A 14,913-nucleotide genomic window follows, 5' to 3' on the forward strand; every position below is an offset into this window, starting at 1 on the left:
CAAGCTTTGCTCGACTGGGTTAGAATCGCTTTTAATAAAAGCATAATATAATACGCATAGTTTACTCGGTTTTACCGACTTGGCCTAGCCGAAGACATCGAAGGTAACAAATAAAATGATAAATAAAATAGGGAAACGTGCATTTGCCATTGTTTTTTCAGTTTCTGTACTTAGTTTAGGCGCTTGTTCGTCTGCTCCAGACCAAGAAGACATTCAACGTGTACCGAATAAGTCTGCACACGCTTTATATGAAGATGCAAAAGAAACGCTAGATTCTGGTTTATATGCTCGTGCAATTGAACTTTTGAGTGCAATAGACTCTCGCTACCCGTTTGGCCCATTCTCTAAGCAAGTACAAATGGACTTAGTCTATGCACATTATCAATCAGGTAATACTGAACAAGCACTTGCAACCATTGACCGCTTTATTCGCTTAAACCCAAATCATAAAGATTTAGACTACATGTATTACATGCGTGGTTTAGTAAACATTAAAGCAGATAAAAATGCGTTCCAAGAGTACTTTGGTGTAGATAGAGCCGACCGTGATGCTAACCGTACTCGTGTTGCATTTACAGATTTATCGACATTAGTAAAACGTTTTCCTAAAAGTGATTACGCGCCTGAAGCTAAGCGTCGTTTAGTTTGGCTTTTAAACCGTATGGCTCGTTATGAATTAAAAGTAGCAACTTACTATTACGAACGTGAAGCTTATTTAGCTGCTGCTAATAGAGGTAAGTTTGTTGTTGAGCATTATTCACAAAGCAGTTACTTAGATCCCGCGCTTGAAATGATGGAGAAAAGTTACGACCAATTAGGTTTAACTGAGCTTAGTGAACACGCAAAGCAAACACGAAAACTAAATAAAAGAACTAAATAAAAGCACTAAATAAAAAAGGCGCTTACTAAGCGCCTTTTTACTACATAGAAAAACAAGCTTAAATCGCTTCTTCATCTTCCTCTGCAGTACGAATACGTATTACACGCTCAACATCTGTGATAAATATTTTACCATCACCGATTTTTCCTGTTTGCGCCGTTTTTACAATAACTTCAATTGCACGGTCTACATCTTCATCAGTCAATACAATATCAAGTTTTACTTTAGGTAAAAAATCGACCATATACTCTGCGCCACGATATAGCTCTGTGTGACCTTTTTGACGTCCAAAGCCTTTAACTTCGCTTACCGTCATCCCCGTAATACCTACATCAGACAACGCTTCACGCACATCATCTAACTTAAAAGGTTTAATAATTGCTTCTATTTTTTTCATATTAATTACTTTTGAAAGCTCCAGTTGCCTCGATTTTAGACAATCATGGTGTTCATAGCAAACAAAGCAATTGAATTACGGTGATAAAACAACCTATCGTGGTATAATTTATTATATAAAAATAGCTATACTTAAATGACTAGCAGTAAATGAGATTAATATGAAAAACAAACAAAACGGGTTCACCCTTTTAGAACTCATGGTAACCGTTGCTATCGTTGGCATTATTGCATCAATTGCAATTTGGAATAGTAGCGATATGCTAGAAGAAAATAGAGCTGAGAATTTTTTGTTGGAATTAAAAAGAAATATTAGCTACGCACGCTCTCAAGCAGCGAGTACAGATGAAATAGTCGTTATATGCGCCGCGCAGCATGGTGAAGTAAAAAATCAAAATGATACAATGCAATGTCGTAATCGATGGGACAGAAATAAAATTATCATTGTATTCATTGATGGTGATAATAGTGGTCAATACAACAGCTCTACAGACTCTTTACTACGTGTCATGGAAAAAATAAGCCTTAATGACAAAATAAAATATACTGGTAATGATAGGAGATTACGATTTAATACCAGTGGTCGAATAACAACGAAACCCGGTGATTTTGTATTTTGTCCTAATAATGGCAGTGAAAATAATAAAGCTTTAACAGTATCTCAATCTGGTACTTCTTTTTATACTGGTGATACAGCTCAGACTTGCGGTTAAAAAACATACAAATTCATCTTGTCATATTTGTATCATTTACTAGACTCAGTTAATCATTTATTAACTCAGGTTTTCAAGGATGAGATTATCAATATCAAAAAACAAGGGAGTGACACTTCTTGAATTAATGGTATCGATGGCTGTTGTCAGTATTATCAGTCAATTGTCGATGTGGTTTTATCCAGATTTCTTGGCTAAAAACCGATTAGATAACCATGTGAATCTGCTACACCGAAATATAAATTATGGCCGCCTTTACGCAATTGAAAATGGGACTTACGTCACACTTTGCGCACTAAAAGGCAGTCAATGTACAAAGGACGAGTGGGATGGTCAAATGTCACTCTTTATCGACAAAGATAAATCAACGACTCTAGATGATGATGAGTTACTCTTAAGCACTTTCGAGGATGTTCATGACGCTGATACTTTAGAGTATCCGCGCAACGCCATTACGTTTCGTCCAGATGGTTCTTTAAATGGCTTTCAAAATGGGACTTTTATATATTGTCCCAATAGCAATAAAGCCAATCTCGAAGGATTGGCTTTATCTGTAAGTCAAACGGGTAGAATTCGCATCAAATCAACTGATAAGTGTCAAAAGAAGTAATCTAGGCTATTATCGACCCCAACAATAATCAATATCAGAGTTACCTTTACTTCCTTTTGCACCTTTAAGACCTGTGTCAGTAATTGTAAGCTCTTTACAGTCATTATCCCCCTTTACAGGACCATCTATAGGCTTAGCTGTAATAGTGAAGGTATTGCTATCGACTACCTTTATAGATAGCTCAAAGTGACCATTTTCGGTCTTACTTTGCAATCCTAAATCAGTAAATGTCTCTGTATATTCCCTGTTATCGACAAAATACTGCTCCTCCTTATTTGCAGCATCTAGCAATGCTGCAGCCGCTTCAGCGCGCGAAGCACGCTTTACATATTCTGTATAATTGGGCAATGCAATTGAAGCAAGTATGCCTACAATTGCAACCGCTATCATCAGCTCAATTAAGGTAAACCCATGTTGTTTCTTCATTTAATTTCCTTAATTATTAACTTCGTCATTTTCTTCACGTTTATAGATATATGTTTGTTGAGTTTTAAAGCCAAACCCTACAGCATTGTCATTAACCAATACAACTTTACCATCGACAACAGTTAAACCAGGACCTTTTATTTCTACAGGTTTCATTGGATTTTCCGCATTTTCACCTTTAATACCAGGGCCAATTAAATAAAACTGACTTTCTTGTATTACGTCAACTGTTGGGTCGTCATCACATTTACCATCGCCATTACCATCTACACATGAAGCGCCTTCACCAAAGTATAACTGAGGTGTATCTGGTACATCGTAGCTGGTTGTAAATTTAAGCTCGTCATACACTTTAGTACCGTAATGTAAGTGAAAAGCGTATAAAGAACCTCCACCACCACTTAGTGAACATTGGTTTTCAGTCGATGTATCTGATGCAGGTGTGAAACTTGTAAAATAAGCAACACCTCCAACAACTGTAGCAGCAGCTAGTGATTTTTCACCCGTTCCTAACTCATATCTCCAGCCATTAAATTTAGCCAAGTCGACTTCTAAGTCAACAAAATCATCAACGTCATCTAGAGCATTACCAAATGGGTCTGAATTCATTTGCATCAAATCAGCAGGTACAATAGTATCTGGTGCATTCGTTTTATACGATTTAGTAACTGTATTTTCATCTCTGATCATAAACAGTTGATCTTTCTCATTGGTACCAGTTGGTTTTGAGCGGTTACCACTACCAATAACTATTGCATCATACGGCGTATCTAAGCGTGTTATAACGGTACTACCATCAATTGTTGTCTCGCTTACTTTACTATAAATTGTACGTGCTACGAGTGGTTTGTAAAAAAAGCGTCGATCTTCAGTTGCTTTATTACTGCCAAGCTCAGCTAATTTAAAGTGACTAAATTCGCTAGTACTAGTGCCTGGCATATCTATACGCCAAATATCTCCCCCAGTATCTGCCGCATAAATTCGGTCTATATATCCATCATAATCTGAGTCAAGCGTGGTAACATCTGCAGCAATGCTATGCTTACCTTTAAAGCCATTAATATCGGGTGTTAATGCCCATACTCTTTTACCTGTTTCGGCTTCAACAATATAGATACCTCGCCCTATATTATCCTCACTACGAATAGCTGCATCTTTATTTGTATCGTATCCAGCACCAAAAATTAACAAAGGCTTATCACCAAATGCTTTAATATAGGCTATTTGTGGCTTTGACCATGTTTGCGCAAGCTCTTTAAAATCGCCTTTTCCGCCCTCTATTGGTGCGTCCCATAATTTTTTTGGTATGTTTGGGTTTGTTATATCAAGTCCGTAATAATTTTTACCACCGCGACGCATTCCCGCAAAAGCCCACACTCTATCGTCGCCACTCGCATCAATAATACCGTCGTTTAAACCATCACTATTTAAGTTTTTATTATCAAAATAAATACTAATAGGGCCATCCATACCATATACTTTCGTATCGGCCTGATTTTTACGTAGGGGTTCAATAATGTCGTATAAAGCAGACGGTATAAATGCCCAACTTTCACTTACGCTATCATCAGAATCCTTGAACATATGCAAAAAGCCTGCATTAGTTCCTATTAAAACTCGAATATCATCATTACCATAATCGATTGCAACAGGTTTAGAATGCAGAGGATCACCAAAAATATCTTGACGCTGGTCAACGTTAGACCCATCAGCATCATCATCATCAACATCAACACCCATCGCCCATTTAATATCATCGCTCGATAAGCTCATAGGATTATTATCGACTAAATTAAGAATATCACTGACAACTGAGGTATTAAAATTTACTATTGCTCCCTGATTGTCTGTGTATAAATTACGGCTATCTGAATCTAATGTAGTTAAATGAAGGTTTACACCACCTTGTGCAACTAAGTTACCATCAGCTGGCTCCCCGCTTGGCAACCAAAATGTTTCTGCATTTTCGTCAATCAAGCCATTTTCATCAAGTGCCGATAATCCTTTTGAGTCAACAATTTGACTCCCTGATACTTTCAGCTTTTTTAGGTTTCCACGCCAACGAGCACCTGTTTCTGGGTAAAACATGGCAAAATAAACAGCATCTCGACTACGAGTTTGATCTACATTATTACTTGCAACTGAAGGTGATGAAAAACTATCATTTACTTCTCTGATTCTTGAAATCGTATTTTTTAATGCCTCTGATAAAGCCTCTGAAGTTCGCGCCTCTAAGTACTGCCCTCCACCAACCGATGCCGCTTTCTCTAGTAAGTCAATACCGCCATCACTCATTCCTGTGCCAAAGCCAATGGTAAAAACTCTACCCGTATCTAGCACATCGCTTGTCTCAGAGTATAAATCTACTTTTGTATTATTTGTTCCATGTATTATTTTTGATAGAGCAACTAAATAGCTATTAGAATAATCACCACTCACAAAAGGGATTGAATCATTAAATAAATTATTATGTACACTTTTAATCTGATCATCACGACCATCATCGTTAGTGGGATCTCCATCAGTCATCAAAATAATATTAATTGAGTTATCGCACCTAAGAGGATCTCCTGACTCCTTTTTAAATGGTGACTTATAAGTTCCATTAGCATCAGCTGCTTTATCTCTATTGTTAATACCATAACCATAGTAAAGACTTTGCCCAGTAATATATCTATACGCCTCCCATAAGGTTTCTGTTAAGGGAGTTGCTCCACTTGCAGGCAAATCATCAATTTCATTAAGTAAGGTATTTTTGTTAGAACCAAGCCTTGCTAATACATAGCCACCTGAACTTTCTCTAAATCTCATTAAACCAAAATCAATATCATCATTATCAGTAACTAGTTGGCTAACGGCGTTTTTTGCTACTAATAATCGGCTATCTTCACAAATAGCTTGTGCATATCCATTTACAGACTTGTAACACTGCTGTGTGTAATTAAAGTAAGTCTGACTTTTAAAACAATCAGATTCATAGAACTGTCCATTTTGATAACGACGATAACACCTGCCTCCATCTACAACATCCCAAGCCATACTTCCTGAAGTATCAAATATCATTAACACTCTTGGATTTTCGTCTGTCTCTACATCATGATTTACATAAAGCTCAATATCCTCTGCAAATACCGACATACTTATTGTTAAGCCAAGCAAAGAAGCTAACACTTTGTTTAATTTAAATTTCATCTTAAATCCCCTTGCTTACGCTGGCCATTTCTTGTGCTATACCTGTAACAATAGTTAGTTCATGCTTACTTTTAGAACCATATTCTATCGTAGTGGCGACCTGTAACATATTGCACGATATACCTGCTGTAAAATTAAAGCGTCGAGGGCATTCTAAATCTAGCTCCCCCTTGTTCAGGTTAGTCATTTTGCTTTGCATATCTGCATGATTTGCAATCACCATACCTTTGTCATCACCATCCGCGATTGCAGTTACTTCATCGGGAGTCAGGAAGAAATGATTATCAGCGCCTTGATTTGCCTCATCAGAGATCATGCGTTGCACTTCACCAATGAGTTCATTTTCGGCTACTTCGCGCTCTTGTGCTGCATTGGTAATTTTAATATCAATACTACTACTGCTCATAAGTGTCACAGCAATACCAGTCACTGCAATAACCATTATTAAAGCTGTAATTAGAACTACACCTTGCTGTTTTTTTTGTAATTGTTTTAAATACGCCATAAATTTGATCCAACATTATTTAATCGAATAGTCGTGGTAAACACTGTGCGTCTGAAACTATCGGTAAATTTCAATTCACGCTTGTCTTCATCTTCACCTAATGTGTAAGTTTGGTTTTTAATTTTAACTCCTGGGTCTGGCTGCAATGCGCGTATTAATAAAAAAACCTGAACAGTTAAAATACCTTTACGATTTTCCCAATCTGTATGCTTCATATCTTGAATACTTCGGTAGGTATCTACGCGATTATCACTGTTAGTATCAAGACCAAAAACAAACCGCATATTCTCAACACCTTCCATAATAGTTTCTGTGTTGATATTTCCACCAACAAGGCGCTTTCTCATTAATGCAGGTACAGTTAAATTCTTATTATTAACTTTATAAGTTTGTTCTGATAGATAATAAACATGATGGCTATAAGGCCAAACAGTTGCATTAACATTAAGAGAAGCAGCGTGAAAAATTGAGCTTTCTCTTGCTCAGCTACAAAGTAGTTTTCATCGACCTGAGTCTCATTAGTTACTGCATTAACTGTTAAACTCTTGCCTTGTAAAAATTTTAATTGAATAATGTCAGTGCTTTTAATCGGATTATTTAGACAGTTAAGCTCTTTTGATTCGCCTGCAACCTTTGCGTAAATAGTTCTAAAATTACTAGCTGTAGCAAAATCAGGGAAACTCCCATTATTTAATCCTTCAAAGCAGTCTGTTCCAGGGTTTGCTAGTGTATCTGTGTTTATTGCGGTGAACGAATCGTCATAATAAGTTCCCCAAAAGCCAATTTGTTCAATATCACGTTGCATAATGTTAATTGCAAGGCGCCCTGATTCTTGAAGCTCACCAATAGTCATCGTATCTTTAGTGGTTACTTTCATTCCTATATAGGTAAACATAACGCCACCTAGTATTAATCCACCAATAAATAATGAAATCATCATTTCTACAAGTGTAAAACCTTTTTGCTTCATGTTAGCTCCTAAGGTAAATATAACTAGTTAAAACAACTAAACGGCGCTTTTTGTCAGCCGTTCCACACTTTATAGCGCCAGTAGCATCATTTGCATTGAACTCTTGTCGACCTTGCCACGAAACAATTACTTCTAAATTAAATGCTTTACCACCCGAACCAGCAACTGCGGTAGGTGCAATACATACGGTAGCACCATCTAAAGTTCCCGTATTTTCTCGAGCTCTTATAGCTCTTTTCCACTGCTCAAGATCTAACGCCGCAACTTGCGCTGCGCTACAAGTGTTTGTAAAGCACGCCTGCGAGGTTGTAGTAGCAGTTTCACTATCAAATGTCTGTGTGTACAGTCCGGCTATTTGCGGGGTATCGTTAGCACGGATACGCTGCACAATATCATTACCAAGTGCAACTGCAGCAGCACGCTGCATAGAATCAAAGCTTGTTTGCTTTGCTTTTGCTTGCAAAGCAACTGCGCCTAGAAGGCCAAAACTAAGAATAATAAATGCAATTAGCACTTCAATCAGAGTGAAGCCTCTTTGCACTTTTATGTGAGGTGATTGCATAATAAAACCAAATAAAAATTATCTGATTATAAGTTTATGTTATTTATTTGAGGAATCAATGAGGACTAAGACAAGCGGTTATATTTGTTGATAAACGGTTAATTAAATCTGTTTATTCAATAACACCGTTGATAATTAAAGCTCAAATGTATTTAAATCAGGGGGGAGTTAATTGCAAGGTAAGCCTAAAGCGAATTTTTAACTAATTTAAGCTCACGGCGGCTCACTGGCAATAGCTCACTGCCCCCTTGTAGCTCAATCATATGATTGCCATTCGCTTTTGAATGCAAAGCAATTACTTTTTGTTTATTAACCAATGTATTGCGATGAATTCGCAAAATATGTGTAGGATATTGTAACTCTAATTGTTTTAGACTTTGTTCAAGTAAAGCTTCTCCACCACAGAATATCATTTTGGTATACTTTTCTTCGGCACTAAAATACAAAACATCATTTATATCAACACTGCGTAGAGTACCAGCGAGCTGATAAGAGATTTTTGCATTTTGTTGTTTTTGAATATGTACTTTATTTAAGCGCCCAACTTGCTTAAGCACCTTTTGCAATGATTGCTCTGAAATAGGTTTAACTAAATAGCCTGCAGCGCTTAATTGTAAAGCATCTAAGGCATGCTCAGGGTGAGCAGTTATAAAAACAATAGCAGGAGGTAGAGTTAAACTATTGAGCTCATTAGCAACTTGCAAACCATTCATACCAGGCATATCAACATCTAAAAAAATCAGATCCGGCGTTTGCTTTTTAGCAAGTACTAGGGCTTCATTACCATTACTTGCCTCGCCTTGTACAACTATACTTTTATCATGAGCCAACAAACGAATTAAGCGCGATCTCGCAAGAGGTTCATCGTCAACAATGAGTACGTTCATACACTACCCTCAATAAGCTTAGGGATCACGACCTTGACCCTAAACACATCATTTTTATTAGTAATTGTTAGCTGCGCTTTATTTTTATAATAAATATTTAATCGCTGGCGAATATTTTCAAGCGCCATGCCGTTATTAGGCCTAGTTTGAGCATTAGAAATTGTTATTGGGTTAGAAACAATCATGGTTATATAGCCGGTAGTAATATGTAGCTCTACTTTTATTTCTGCACCATGCTCACTTGTTTCAACACCGTGGCATACTGCATTTTCAATTAATGGCTGCAGGGTTAAACAAGGAATGCTCAATGCAGGTAGTTCATTGGGTATTTGCCAATTAACTCTTAAGCGATTACCGAAACGCCATGTTTCAAGTGCTATATATTGCTTACTTAGCGTTATTTCATCGTCAAGAGATACATTTTTTCCTGAGTGCATTGCAGCCTGCGATAAGGCGGCTAATGCTAAAATAGCCTGCTCTGCCGCATCGGCATCATGATGAGTAAGCTCTGCAGCAGTGTTTAAACTATTATATAAAAAATGAGGACGTATTCTAGCTTGCAAGGCATCAAGCTCAGCTCGAGAAAGCGCTTTAGTTTGCTGCTCTTTTTCAAAATGAATTAATAAAAATTGGACGAATAAAGCCGCCAGCAAAGCCACTATAATGCAATTGCGAAGTGTGAAATAAATTAAGTTATCTGTATCATCTATATCAAAAGCAAAATGGGAAAATAAAATACTAAAAATGCACGTAGATAATAAAAAAAAGATAAAAAACAAACCTAACTGAAAAGCTTGAGTACGGTTTTGTAAAAAAAAACGACAAAAGTATAAAGAAGAGGTACCGACTAAAACAATTAAATGCATAAACAAACTAATGATCCCAAGTCGAAGCCAAATATCGCCTTCTACATTAGGTGCAAAGGCTAAAACAATAGCAATAACTTGAGAAACAATAAGCGAAGCTAGTACGCCTCGCTCATTAAAAAGAGCCGAAAAAAGCAAACCATCATCTTTTAGTGACTTGCTCATAACGACTCTCCTATAATCTAAATTTTAAATTAACGTAGCTCTACAGGAACAGCAAATACGATATTCTCTTCTTCGCCTGGGTTTTCAACAACCTGCTTACCACCAAGATCTTTTAATCGGCTTACAACTTGTTGTACAAGTACTTCTGGCGCAGATGCACCCGCAGTTACACCCACTGATTTAGAACCTGAAACCCACTGCTCTTGCACATCAGTTGCATCATCAATTAAATAAGCAACAGTGCCCATTTTATCTGCAAGTTCACGTAAGCGATTAGAGTTAGAGCTGTTTTTAGCGCCAACAACTAATAGCACATCAACTTTGTCAGCTAAGTCACGAACAGCATCCTGACGATTTTGCGTTGCATAACAAATATCATCTTTACGAGGTCCGTCAATTGATGGAAACTTATTGCGTAGTGCATCAATAACATCAGCAGTATCATCAACTGATAAAGTCGTTTGACTACAGTAAAAAAGATTTTCAGCATTTTTTACATTAAGCGCAACAACATCATCAACGGTTTCAACAAGATAAATACCACCGTCTGAGTTATCATATTGTCCCATTGTTCCCTCTACTTCAGGGTGACCATGATGTCCAATTAAAATACACTCAATACCTTTGCGACTCGCACGTGTAACTTCCATATGCACTTTAGTTACAAGCGGACACGTTGCATCAAATACTTTTAAATCACGACGTTTAGCCTCGCTGCGAACCGCTTGCGATACGCCATGTGCGCTAAAAATAACAATACTGTCGTCAGGTACTTGATCAAGCTCTTCAACAAATACCGCACCACGGCTTTTTAGTCCATCAACCACATAGCGGTTATGTACTACTTCGTGGCGAACATAAATTGGCTTTTCAAAAATATCTAAAGCGCGCTCAACAATACTAATAGCACGGTCAACACCAGCGCAAAAGCCGCGAGGATTAGCTAGTAATATTTCCATTAACCTTCCACCTCAATAATATCAACTTCAAAGGTTAAACGCTGGCCAGATAAAGGGTGATTAAAATCAATCGTTACCGACTCACCTTGCACTTCGCGAACTAAACCAGGAAGCTCAGTGCCATCAGGTTGAGTAAACGCAATAATTGCACCTACCTTAGCTGGTGTTTCTGGACCAAACTTACTACGGTCAACGTAGTAAATATTATCTGGGTTTGGTTGACCAAAAGCATCTTCAGGTTCTAATTCAAACGTTTTACTTTCGCCTGCAGTTAAACCTAATAAACACTTTTCGAAGTTTGCCGTTAAGCTGCCATCACCCATTGTTAATTTAGCAGGTTTGTTGTGCACCTTGGTAGAATCAGCGGCAGAGCCGTCTTCTAATTTAATAGAAAAATGGAAAATAACTTGCGAGTTTTCACCAATTACAGCTTGGCTCATGCTTTATGCTCCTTCGGACTCTCGCCGGTAAAGGCGTCAAATAACAATAATGCTGCGCCAATACAAATAGCGCAATCGGCAATATTGAATACAGGAAAATGTGAGTCTTTATAAAAAACGTGAATAAAGTCGATTACATAACCATACGCAATACGATCGTATAAATTACCAATAGCGCCTGCAAGTACCAGTGCATAAGCACCGCATAGTACTTTGTTTGTAGCAGGTAAGCGTTTTAGCCACCATACAAGCAAAGCACTAATAGCAACGGCAATTGCACTTAAAAACCAACGCTGCCAACCACCCGCTTCACTTAAAAAGCTATAAGCAGCACCATAGTTATGTACATAAGTAATACTAAAAACAGGGAGTAAGTTTATAGACTCTTGATAAGCCATAGTCCCTACAACAAGTGTTTTACTGGCAAAGTCTATTACTAAAAGTAATAGACTCAACCAAAGCCACACTAAACCACTTTTTTGGGCTAGTTTGCTCACTAAGAATAACTCCTAAGCGAATTGACGCTTTTCACCTTCGCCGTCAACATTACTTACACAACGACCACAAATTTCAGGATGAGCAGGCTCAACACCTACATCTTCGCTGTAATGCCAACAACGCTCACATTTAGCAGCATCTGTTGCAGCAACGCTAATGAACAAACCTTCAATCTCGGTAGCTTGTGTATCTGCAGGCTGGCTATCAACTTCAGTAACATTCACCGCTGATGTTAACAATACAAAACGCAGTTCATCACCAAGCGCGTTTAATTTAGCGGCAAGCTCTTTACCCGTAAATAAATTCACCGTTGCTTGAAGTGTTGCACCAATTACTTCTTCTTTACGTGCAGCTTCTAATAAGCGGTTTACTTCGTCACGTACAGTTAAAATCTCTAACCAATCATCGTTACTAAATTGGCTATTTGTTGGCGCTTGTAAGTCATCGTACCAAACTGATGTAAATACGTAGTCACTACGCTCACCCGGTAACGCTTCCCAAATTTCTTGTGCGGTAAAGCTCATAATAGGTGCCATCCAACGCGTCATTGCTTCTGCGATATGATAAAGCGCAGTTTGACATGAACGACGTGCATGGCTATCACTCTTAGCTGTATATTGACGATCTTTAATAACATCTAAATAGAACGAGCCAAGCTCACCCGTACAGAAGTTCATTAGCTTTTGAGTTACTAATAGCATTTGGTAGCTGTCGTATGCGGCTAAAATCTCGTCTTGCAACTGAGCTGCGCGGCCAACAATCCACTTATCAAGCTCAACCATATCATCAACAGCTACTTGATCTGTTTCTGGGTTAAAACCATTTAGGTTAGCAAGCAAGTAACGGCTGGTGTTACGAATACGGCGGTAACGATCGGCTGAGCGTTTAAATATTTCATCCGACACAGTCATTTCTGCCGTGTAATCGGTAGAAGCCACCCACAAACGTAGAATGTCAGCACCTAGTTTATTCATCACATTTTGTGGTGAAATAACATTACCTAGTGACTTAGACATTTTGCGGCCGTTTTCATCAACAGTAAAACCATGAGTCAATACTTGGCGGTATGGCGCATGACCATTAATAGCCACAGATGTCATCATTGATGACATAAACCAACCACGGTGCTGATCAGAACCTTCAAGGTATAAGTCAGCTGGACCAACCAGGTCTTCACGTGCATCTACTACACAAGCGTGTGACACACCTGAGTCAAACCATACATCTAGCGTATCTTGCACTTTCATGTATTGCTTGGCGTCTTCTTCACCAAGTAAAGTAGCTGGTTCTAAATCGTACCATGCTTGTATACCAGACTTTTCAACAAGCTCTGCTGCTTGAGCAATTAACTCTTGTGTATTTGGGTGAAGTGCACCGGTGTCTTTATCAACGAACAATGCAATAGGAACGCCCCAAGTACGCTGACGAGAAATACACCAATCTGGGCGGCTTTCAACCATGTTAGAAATACGGCTTTCGCCCCACTCTGGTAACCACTGCGTGTTTTTAATCTCAGCAAGAGAATCTTGACGTAAGTTAGCCTGATCCATACTTACAAACCACTGCGGTGTAGCACGGAAAATGATTGGTGTTTTGTGGCGCCAACAATGTGGGTAACTATGCGTAAGCGCATGGTGATGCATAAGCGCACCACGCTCTTTTAACACTTCAATTACGCTCGCATTCGCCTTAAATACGTGCTGACCTGCAAAAAGTTCGGTATCTGGTAAATAAACACCATTTGCACCAACAGGGTTAGCCACTTCAAGGTTGTAATTTAAGCCTGCCACGAAATCTTCTTGACCATGGCCTGGGGCGGTATGTACAACACCAGTACCTGAATCAGTAGTTACGTGTTCTGCAACAATCACTGGTACATTAAAATCATAAAAAGGATGGGCTACTTGCAAGTTTTCAAGCGCTGCACCTTTTACATACCCTAGTACGTGAAAGTGATTAAAACCAAAACGGTCCATAGCATCTTTAACAAGCTCAGAACCTAAAATTAGGCGTTGTTGTACGCCTTCATCTTCAACCTGTACTAACGCATACTCTAAATCGGCATGCACAGCCACAGCGCGGTTTGCAGGAAGCGTCCACGGTGTTGTTGTCCAAATAACAGTACCAACACTGCCTTCACCTTTATGACCATCAGCCAGATCAAAGGCACTAACAACAGCATCTTGATCAACAAATGTAAAACGCACATCAATTGCTGGTGACTGCTTATCTTGGTATTCAACTTCTGCTTCTGCTAATGCAGAGCCACAGTCTGTACACCAATGCACAGGCTTGGCGCCTTTATGCAAATGACCTTTTTCAATAATTCGACCAAGCACACGAATTGCATTCGCTTCAAAGTCAAAGTTCATTGTTAAATATGGCTTATCCCAATCTGCAAATACGCCTAAACGTTTAAAATCAACTTTTTGACCTTCAACTTGTTTTTTAGCGTATGCACGGCATTTTTCACGAAACTCACTCGCAGTAACTTTTACACCCGGCTTGCCTACTTTTTTCTCAACCATTAACTCGATTGGTAAACCATGACAATCCCAACCTGGAACTAATGGTGAATCAAAGTCAGATAATGTTTTAGACTTAACAATAATATCTTTTAATATCTTATTAACTGAGTGGCCTAAATGGATATCGCCATTTGCATACGGAGGGCCGTCATGCAAAATAAAGGTTTTTTTACCTTTCTTAGCGCTGCGAATTTGACCATAAAGGTCGTCCTCATACCATGCTTTAAGCATTTTTGGTTCACGTTGTGCCAAATTGCCACGCATTGGAAACGGTGTTTCCGGTAAGTTCAAAGTATGTTTATAGTCGCTCATTTAT

General features: G+C 38.5%; 14 protein-coding genes and 1 pseudogene. 3 read left to right on the plus strand and 12 right to left on the minus strand.

Annotated elements, in window-relative coordinates; genetic code table 11:
• Positions 1-115: 115 nt before the first annotated feature.
• Positions 116-880, plus strand: a complete 765-nt coding sequence (locus AC5NT5_RS12030) for an outer membrane protein assembly factor BamD (RefSeq protein WP_002962210.1) — start codon at positions 116-118, stop codon at positions 878-880.
• A 58-nt stretch (positions 881-938) separates the two neighbouring features.
• Here the strand turns inward: AC5NT5_RS12030 and glnB are convergent, their stop codons facing one another.
• Positions 939-1,277, minus strand: a complete 339-nt coding sequence (gene glnB / locus AC5NT5_RS12035) for a nitrogen regulatory protein P-II (RefSeq protein ID WP_182673707.1) — start codon at positions 1,275-1,277, stop codon at positions 939-941.
• A gap of 160 nt (positions 1,278-1,437) precedes the next feature.
• Between glnB and AC5NT5_RS12040 the strand changes: the two genes are divergently transcribed.
• Together AC5NT5_RS12040 and AC5NT5_RS12045 are read left to right on the plus strand one after the other, a co-directional pair.
• On the plus strand, positions 1,438-1,989 hold the full coding sequence (locus AC5NT5_RS12040) for a GspH/FimT family pseudopilin (protein WP_182670900.1): 552 nt from the start codon (positions 1,438-1,440) through the stop codon (positions 1,987-1,989).
• A gap of 79 nt (positions 1,990-2,068) precedes the next feature.
• Complete coding sequence (locus tag AC5NT5_RS12045) at positions 2,069-2,599, plus strand: GspH/FimT family pseudopilin (protein WP_182673708.1); 531 nt, start codon at positions 2,069-2,071, stop codon at positions 2,597-2,599.
• A gap of 9 nt (positions 2,600-2,608) precedes the next feature.
• Here the strand turns inward: AC5NT5_RS12045 and AC5NT5_RS12050 are convergent, their stop codons facing one another.
• From AC5NT5_RS12050 to ileS, 11 genes and pseudogenes are all read right to left on the minus strand, one after another.
• On the minus strand, positions 2,609-3,025 hold the full coding sequence (locus AC5NT5_RS12050; protein ID WP_182673709.1) for a type IV pilin protein: 417 nt from the start codon (positions 3,023-3,025) through the stop codon (positions 2,609-2,611).
• Positions 3,026-3,034: 9 nt separating this feature from the next.
• Positions 3,035-6,217 (minus strand): pilus assembly protein, encoded by a 3,183-nt coding sequence (locus AC5NT5_RS12055; RefSeq protein WP_494514036.1) that lies wholly within the window; start codon positions 6,215-6,217, stop codon positions 3,035-3,037.
• A gap of 1 nt (position 6,218) precedes the next feature.
• Positions 6,219-6,722 (minus strand): pilus assembly protein PilX, encoded by a 504-nt coding sequence (locus AC5NT5_RS12060; protein ID WP_182670896.1) that lies wholly within the window; start codon positions 6,720-6,722, stop codon positions 6,219-6,221.
• Positions 6,710-7,692, minus strand: a pseudogene (locus AC5NT5_RS12065) (PilW family protein). Before AC5NT5_RS12065 ends, AC5NT5_RS12060 begins: the two are co-directional and overlap by 13 nt.
• Position 7,693: 1 nt before the next feature.
• Positions 7,694-8,254, minus strand: coding sequence for a type IV pilus modification protein PilV (pilV, locus tag AC5NT5_RS12070; protein ID WP_494514035.1), 561 nt, complete (start codon positions 8,252-8,254; stop codon positions 7,694-7,696).
• 185 nt (positions 8,255-8,439) lie between these two features.
• Positions 8,440-9,141, minus strand: a complete 702-nt coding sequence (locus AC5NT5_RS12075) for a LytR/AlgR family response regulator transcription factor (RefSeq protein WP_494514034.1) — start codon at positions 9,139-9,141, stop codon at positions 8,440-8,442.
• Complete coding sequence (locus AC5NT5_RS12080; RefSeq protein WP_494514033.1) at positions 9,138-10,172, minus strand: sensor histidine kinase; 1,035 nt, start codon at positions 10,170-10,172, stop codon at positions 9,138-9,140. Before AC5NT5_RS12080 ends, AC5NT5_RS12075 begins: the two co-directional genes overlap by 4 nt.
• Before the next feature lie 29 nt (positions 10,173-10,201).
• Entirely contained in the window at positions 10,202-11,131 is a 930-nt protein-coding gene (ispH, locus tag AC5NT5_RS12085; protein WP_494514032.1) for a 4-hydroxy-3-methylbut-2-enyl diphosphate reductase, read from the minus strand.
• Positions 11,131-11,571: an FKBP-type peptidyl-prolyl cis-trans isomerase gene (fkpB, locus tag AC5NT5_RS12090; RefSeq protein WP_002958231.1), complete on the minus strand. Its 441-nt coding sequence runs from the start codon at positions 11,569-11,571 to the stop codon at positions 11,131-11,133. The genes ispH and fkpB overlap by 1 nt, the downstream gene beginning before the upstream one ends.
• The gene (gene lspA, locus AC5NT5_RS12095) at positions 11,568-12,068 is read right to left on the minus strand and encodes a signal peptidase II (protein ID WP_002958230.1); all 501 of its coding nucleotides are present in this window, start codon (positions 12,066-12,068) and stop codon (positions 11,568-11,570) included. The genes fkpB and lspA overlap by 4 nt, the downstream gene beginning before the upstream one ends.
• A gap of 12 nt (positions 12,069-12,080) precedes the next feature.
• The gene (gene ileS, locus AC5NT5_RS12100) at positions 12,081-14,909 is read right to left on the minus strand and encodes an isoleucine--tRNA ligase (protein ID WP_494514031.1); all 2,829 of its coding nucleotides are present in this window, start codon (positions 14,907-14,909) and stop codon (positions 12,081-12,083) included.
• Between the last annotated feature and the right edge of the window lie 4 nt (positions 14,910-14,913).

The organism is Pseudoalteromonas sp. J2K-J599 (assembly GCF_059295115.2).

Bases quoted from the DNA above. Each gene is read 5' to 3' on its own strand.
- AC5NT5_RS12030 (WP_002962210.1), top strand. From the start codon at position 116: ATGATAAATAAAATAGGGAAACGTGCATTTGCCATTGTTTTTTCAGTT.
- glnB (WP_182673707.1), bottom strand. From the start codon at position 1,277: ATGAAAAAAATAGAAGCAATTATTAAACCTTTTAAGTTAGATGATGTG.
- AC5NT5_RS12040 (WP_182670900.1), top strand. From the start codon at position 1,438: ATGAAAAACAAACAAAACGGGTTCACCCTTTTAGAACTCATGGTAACC.
- AC5NT5_RS12045 (WP_182673708.1), top strand. From the start codon at position 2,069: ATGAGATTATCAATATCAAAAAACAAGGGAGTGACACTTCTTGAATTA.
- AC5NT5_RS12050 (WP_182673709.1), bottom strand. From the start codon at position 3,025: ATGAAGAAACAACATGGGTTTACCTTAATTGAGCTGATGATAGCGGTT.
- AC5NT5_RS12055 (WP_494514036.1), bottom strand. From the start codon at position 6,217: ATGAAATTTAAATTAAACAAAGTGTTAGCTTCTTTGCTTGGCTTAACA.
- AC5NT5_RS12060 (WP_182670896.1), bottom strand. From the start codon at position 6,722: ATGGCGTATTTAAAACAATTACAAAAAAAACAGCAAGGTGTAGTTCTA.
- pilV (WP_494514035.1), bottom strand. From the start codon at position 8,254: ATGCAATCACCTCACATAAAAGTGCAAAGAGGCTTCACTCTGATTGAA.
- AC5NT5_RS12075 (WP_494514034.1), bottom strand. From the start codon at position 9,141: ATGAACGTACTCATTGTTGACGATGAACCTCTTGCGAGATCGCGCTTA.
- AC5NT5_RS12080 (WP_494514033.1), bottom strand. From the start codon at position 10,172: ATGAGCAAGTCACTAAAAGATGATGGTTTGCTTTTTTCGGCTCTTTTT.
- ispH (WP_494514032.1), bottom strand. From the start codon at position 11,131: ATGGAAATATTACTAGCTAATCCTCGCGGCTTTTGCGCTGGTGTTGAC.
- fkpB (WP_002958231.1), bottom strand. From the start codon at position 11,571: ATGAGCCAAGCTGTAATTGGTGAAAACTCGCAAGTTATTTTCCATTTT.
- ileS (WP_494514031.1), bottom strand. From the start codon at position 14,909: ATGAGCGACTATAAACATACTTTGAACTTACCGGAAACACCGTTTCCA.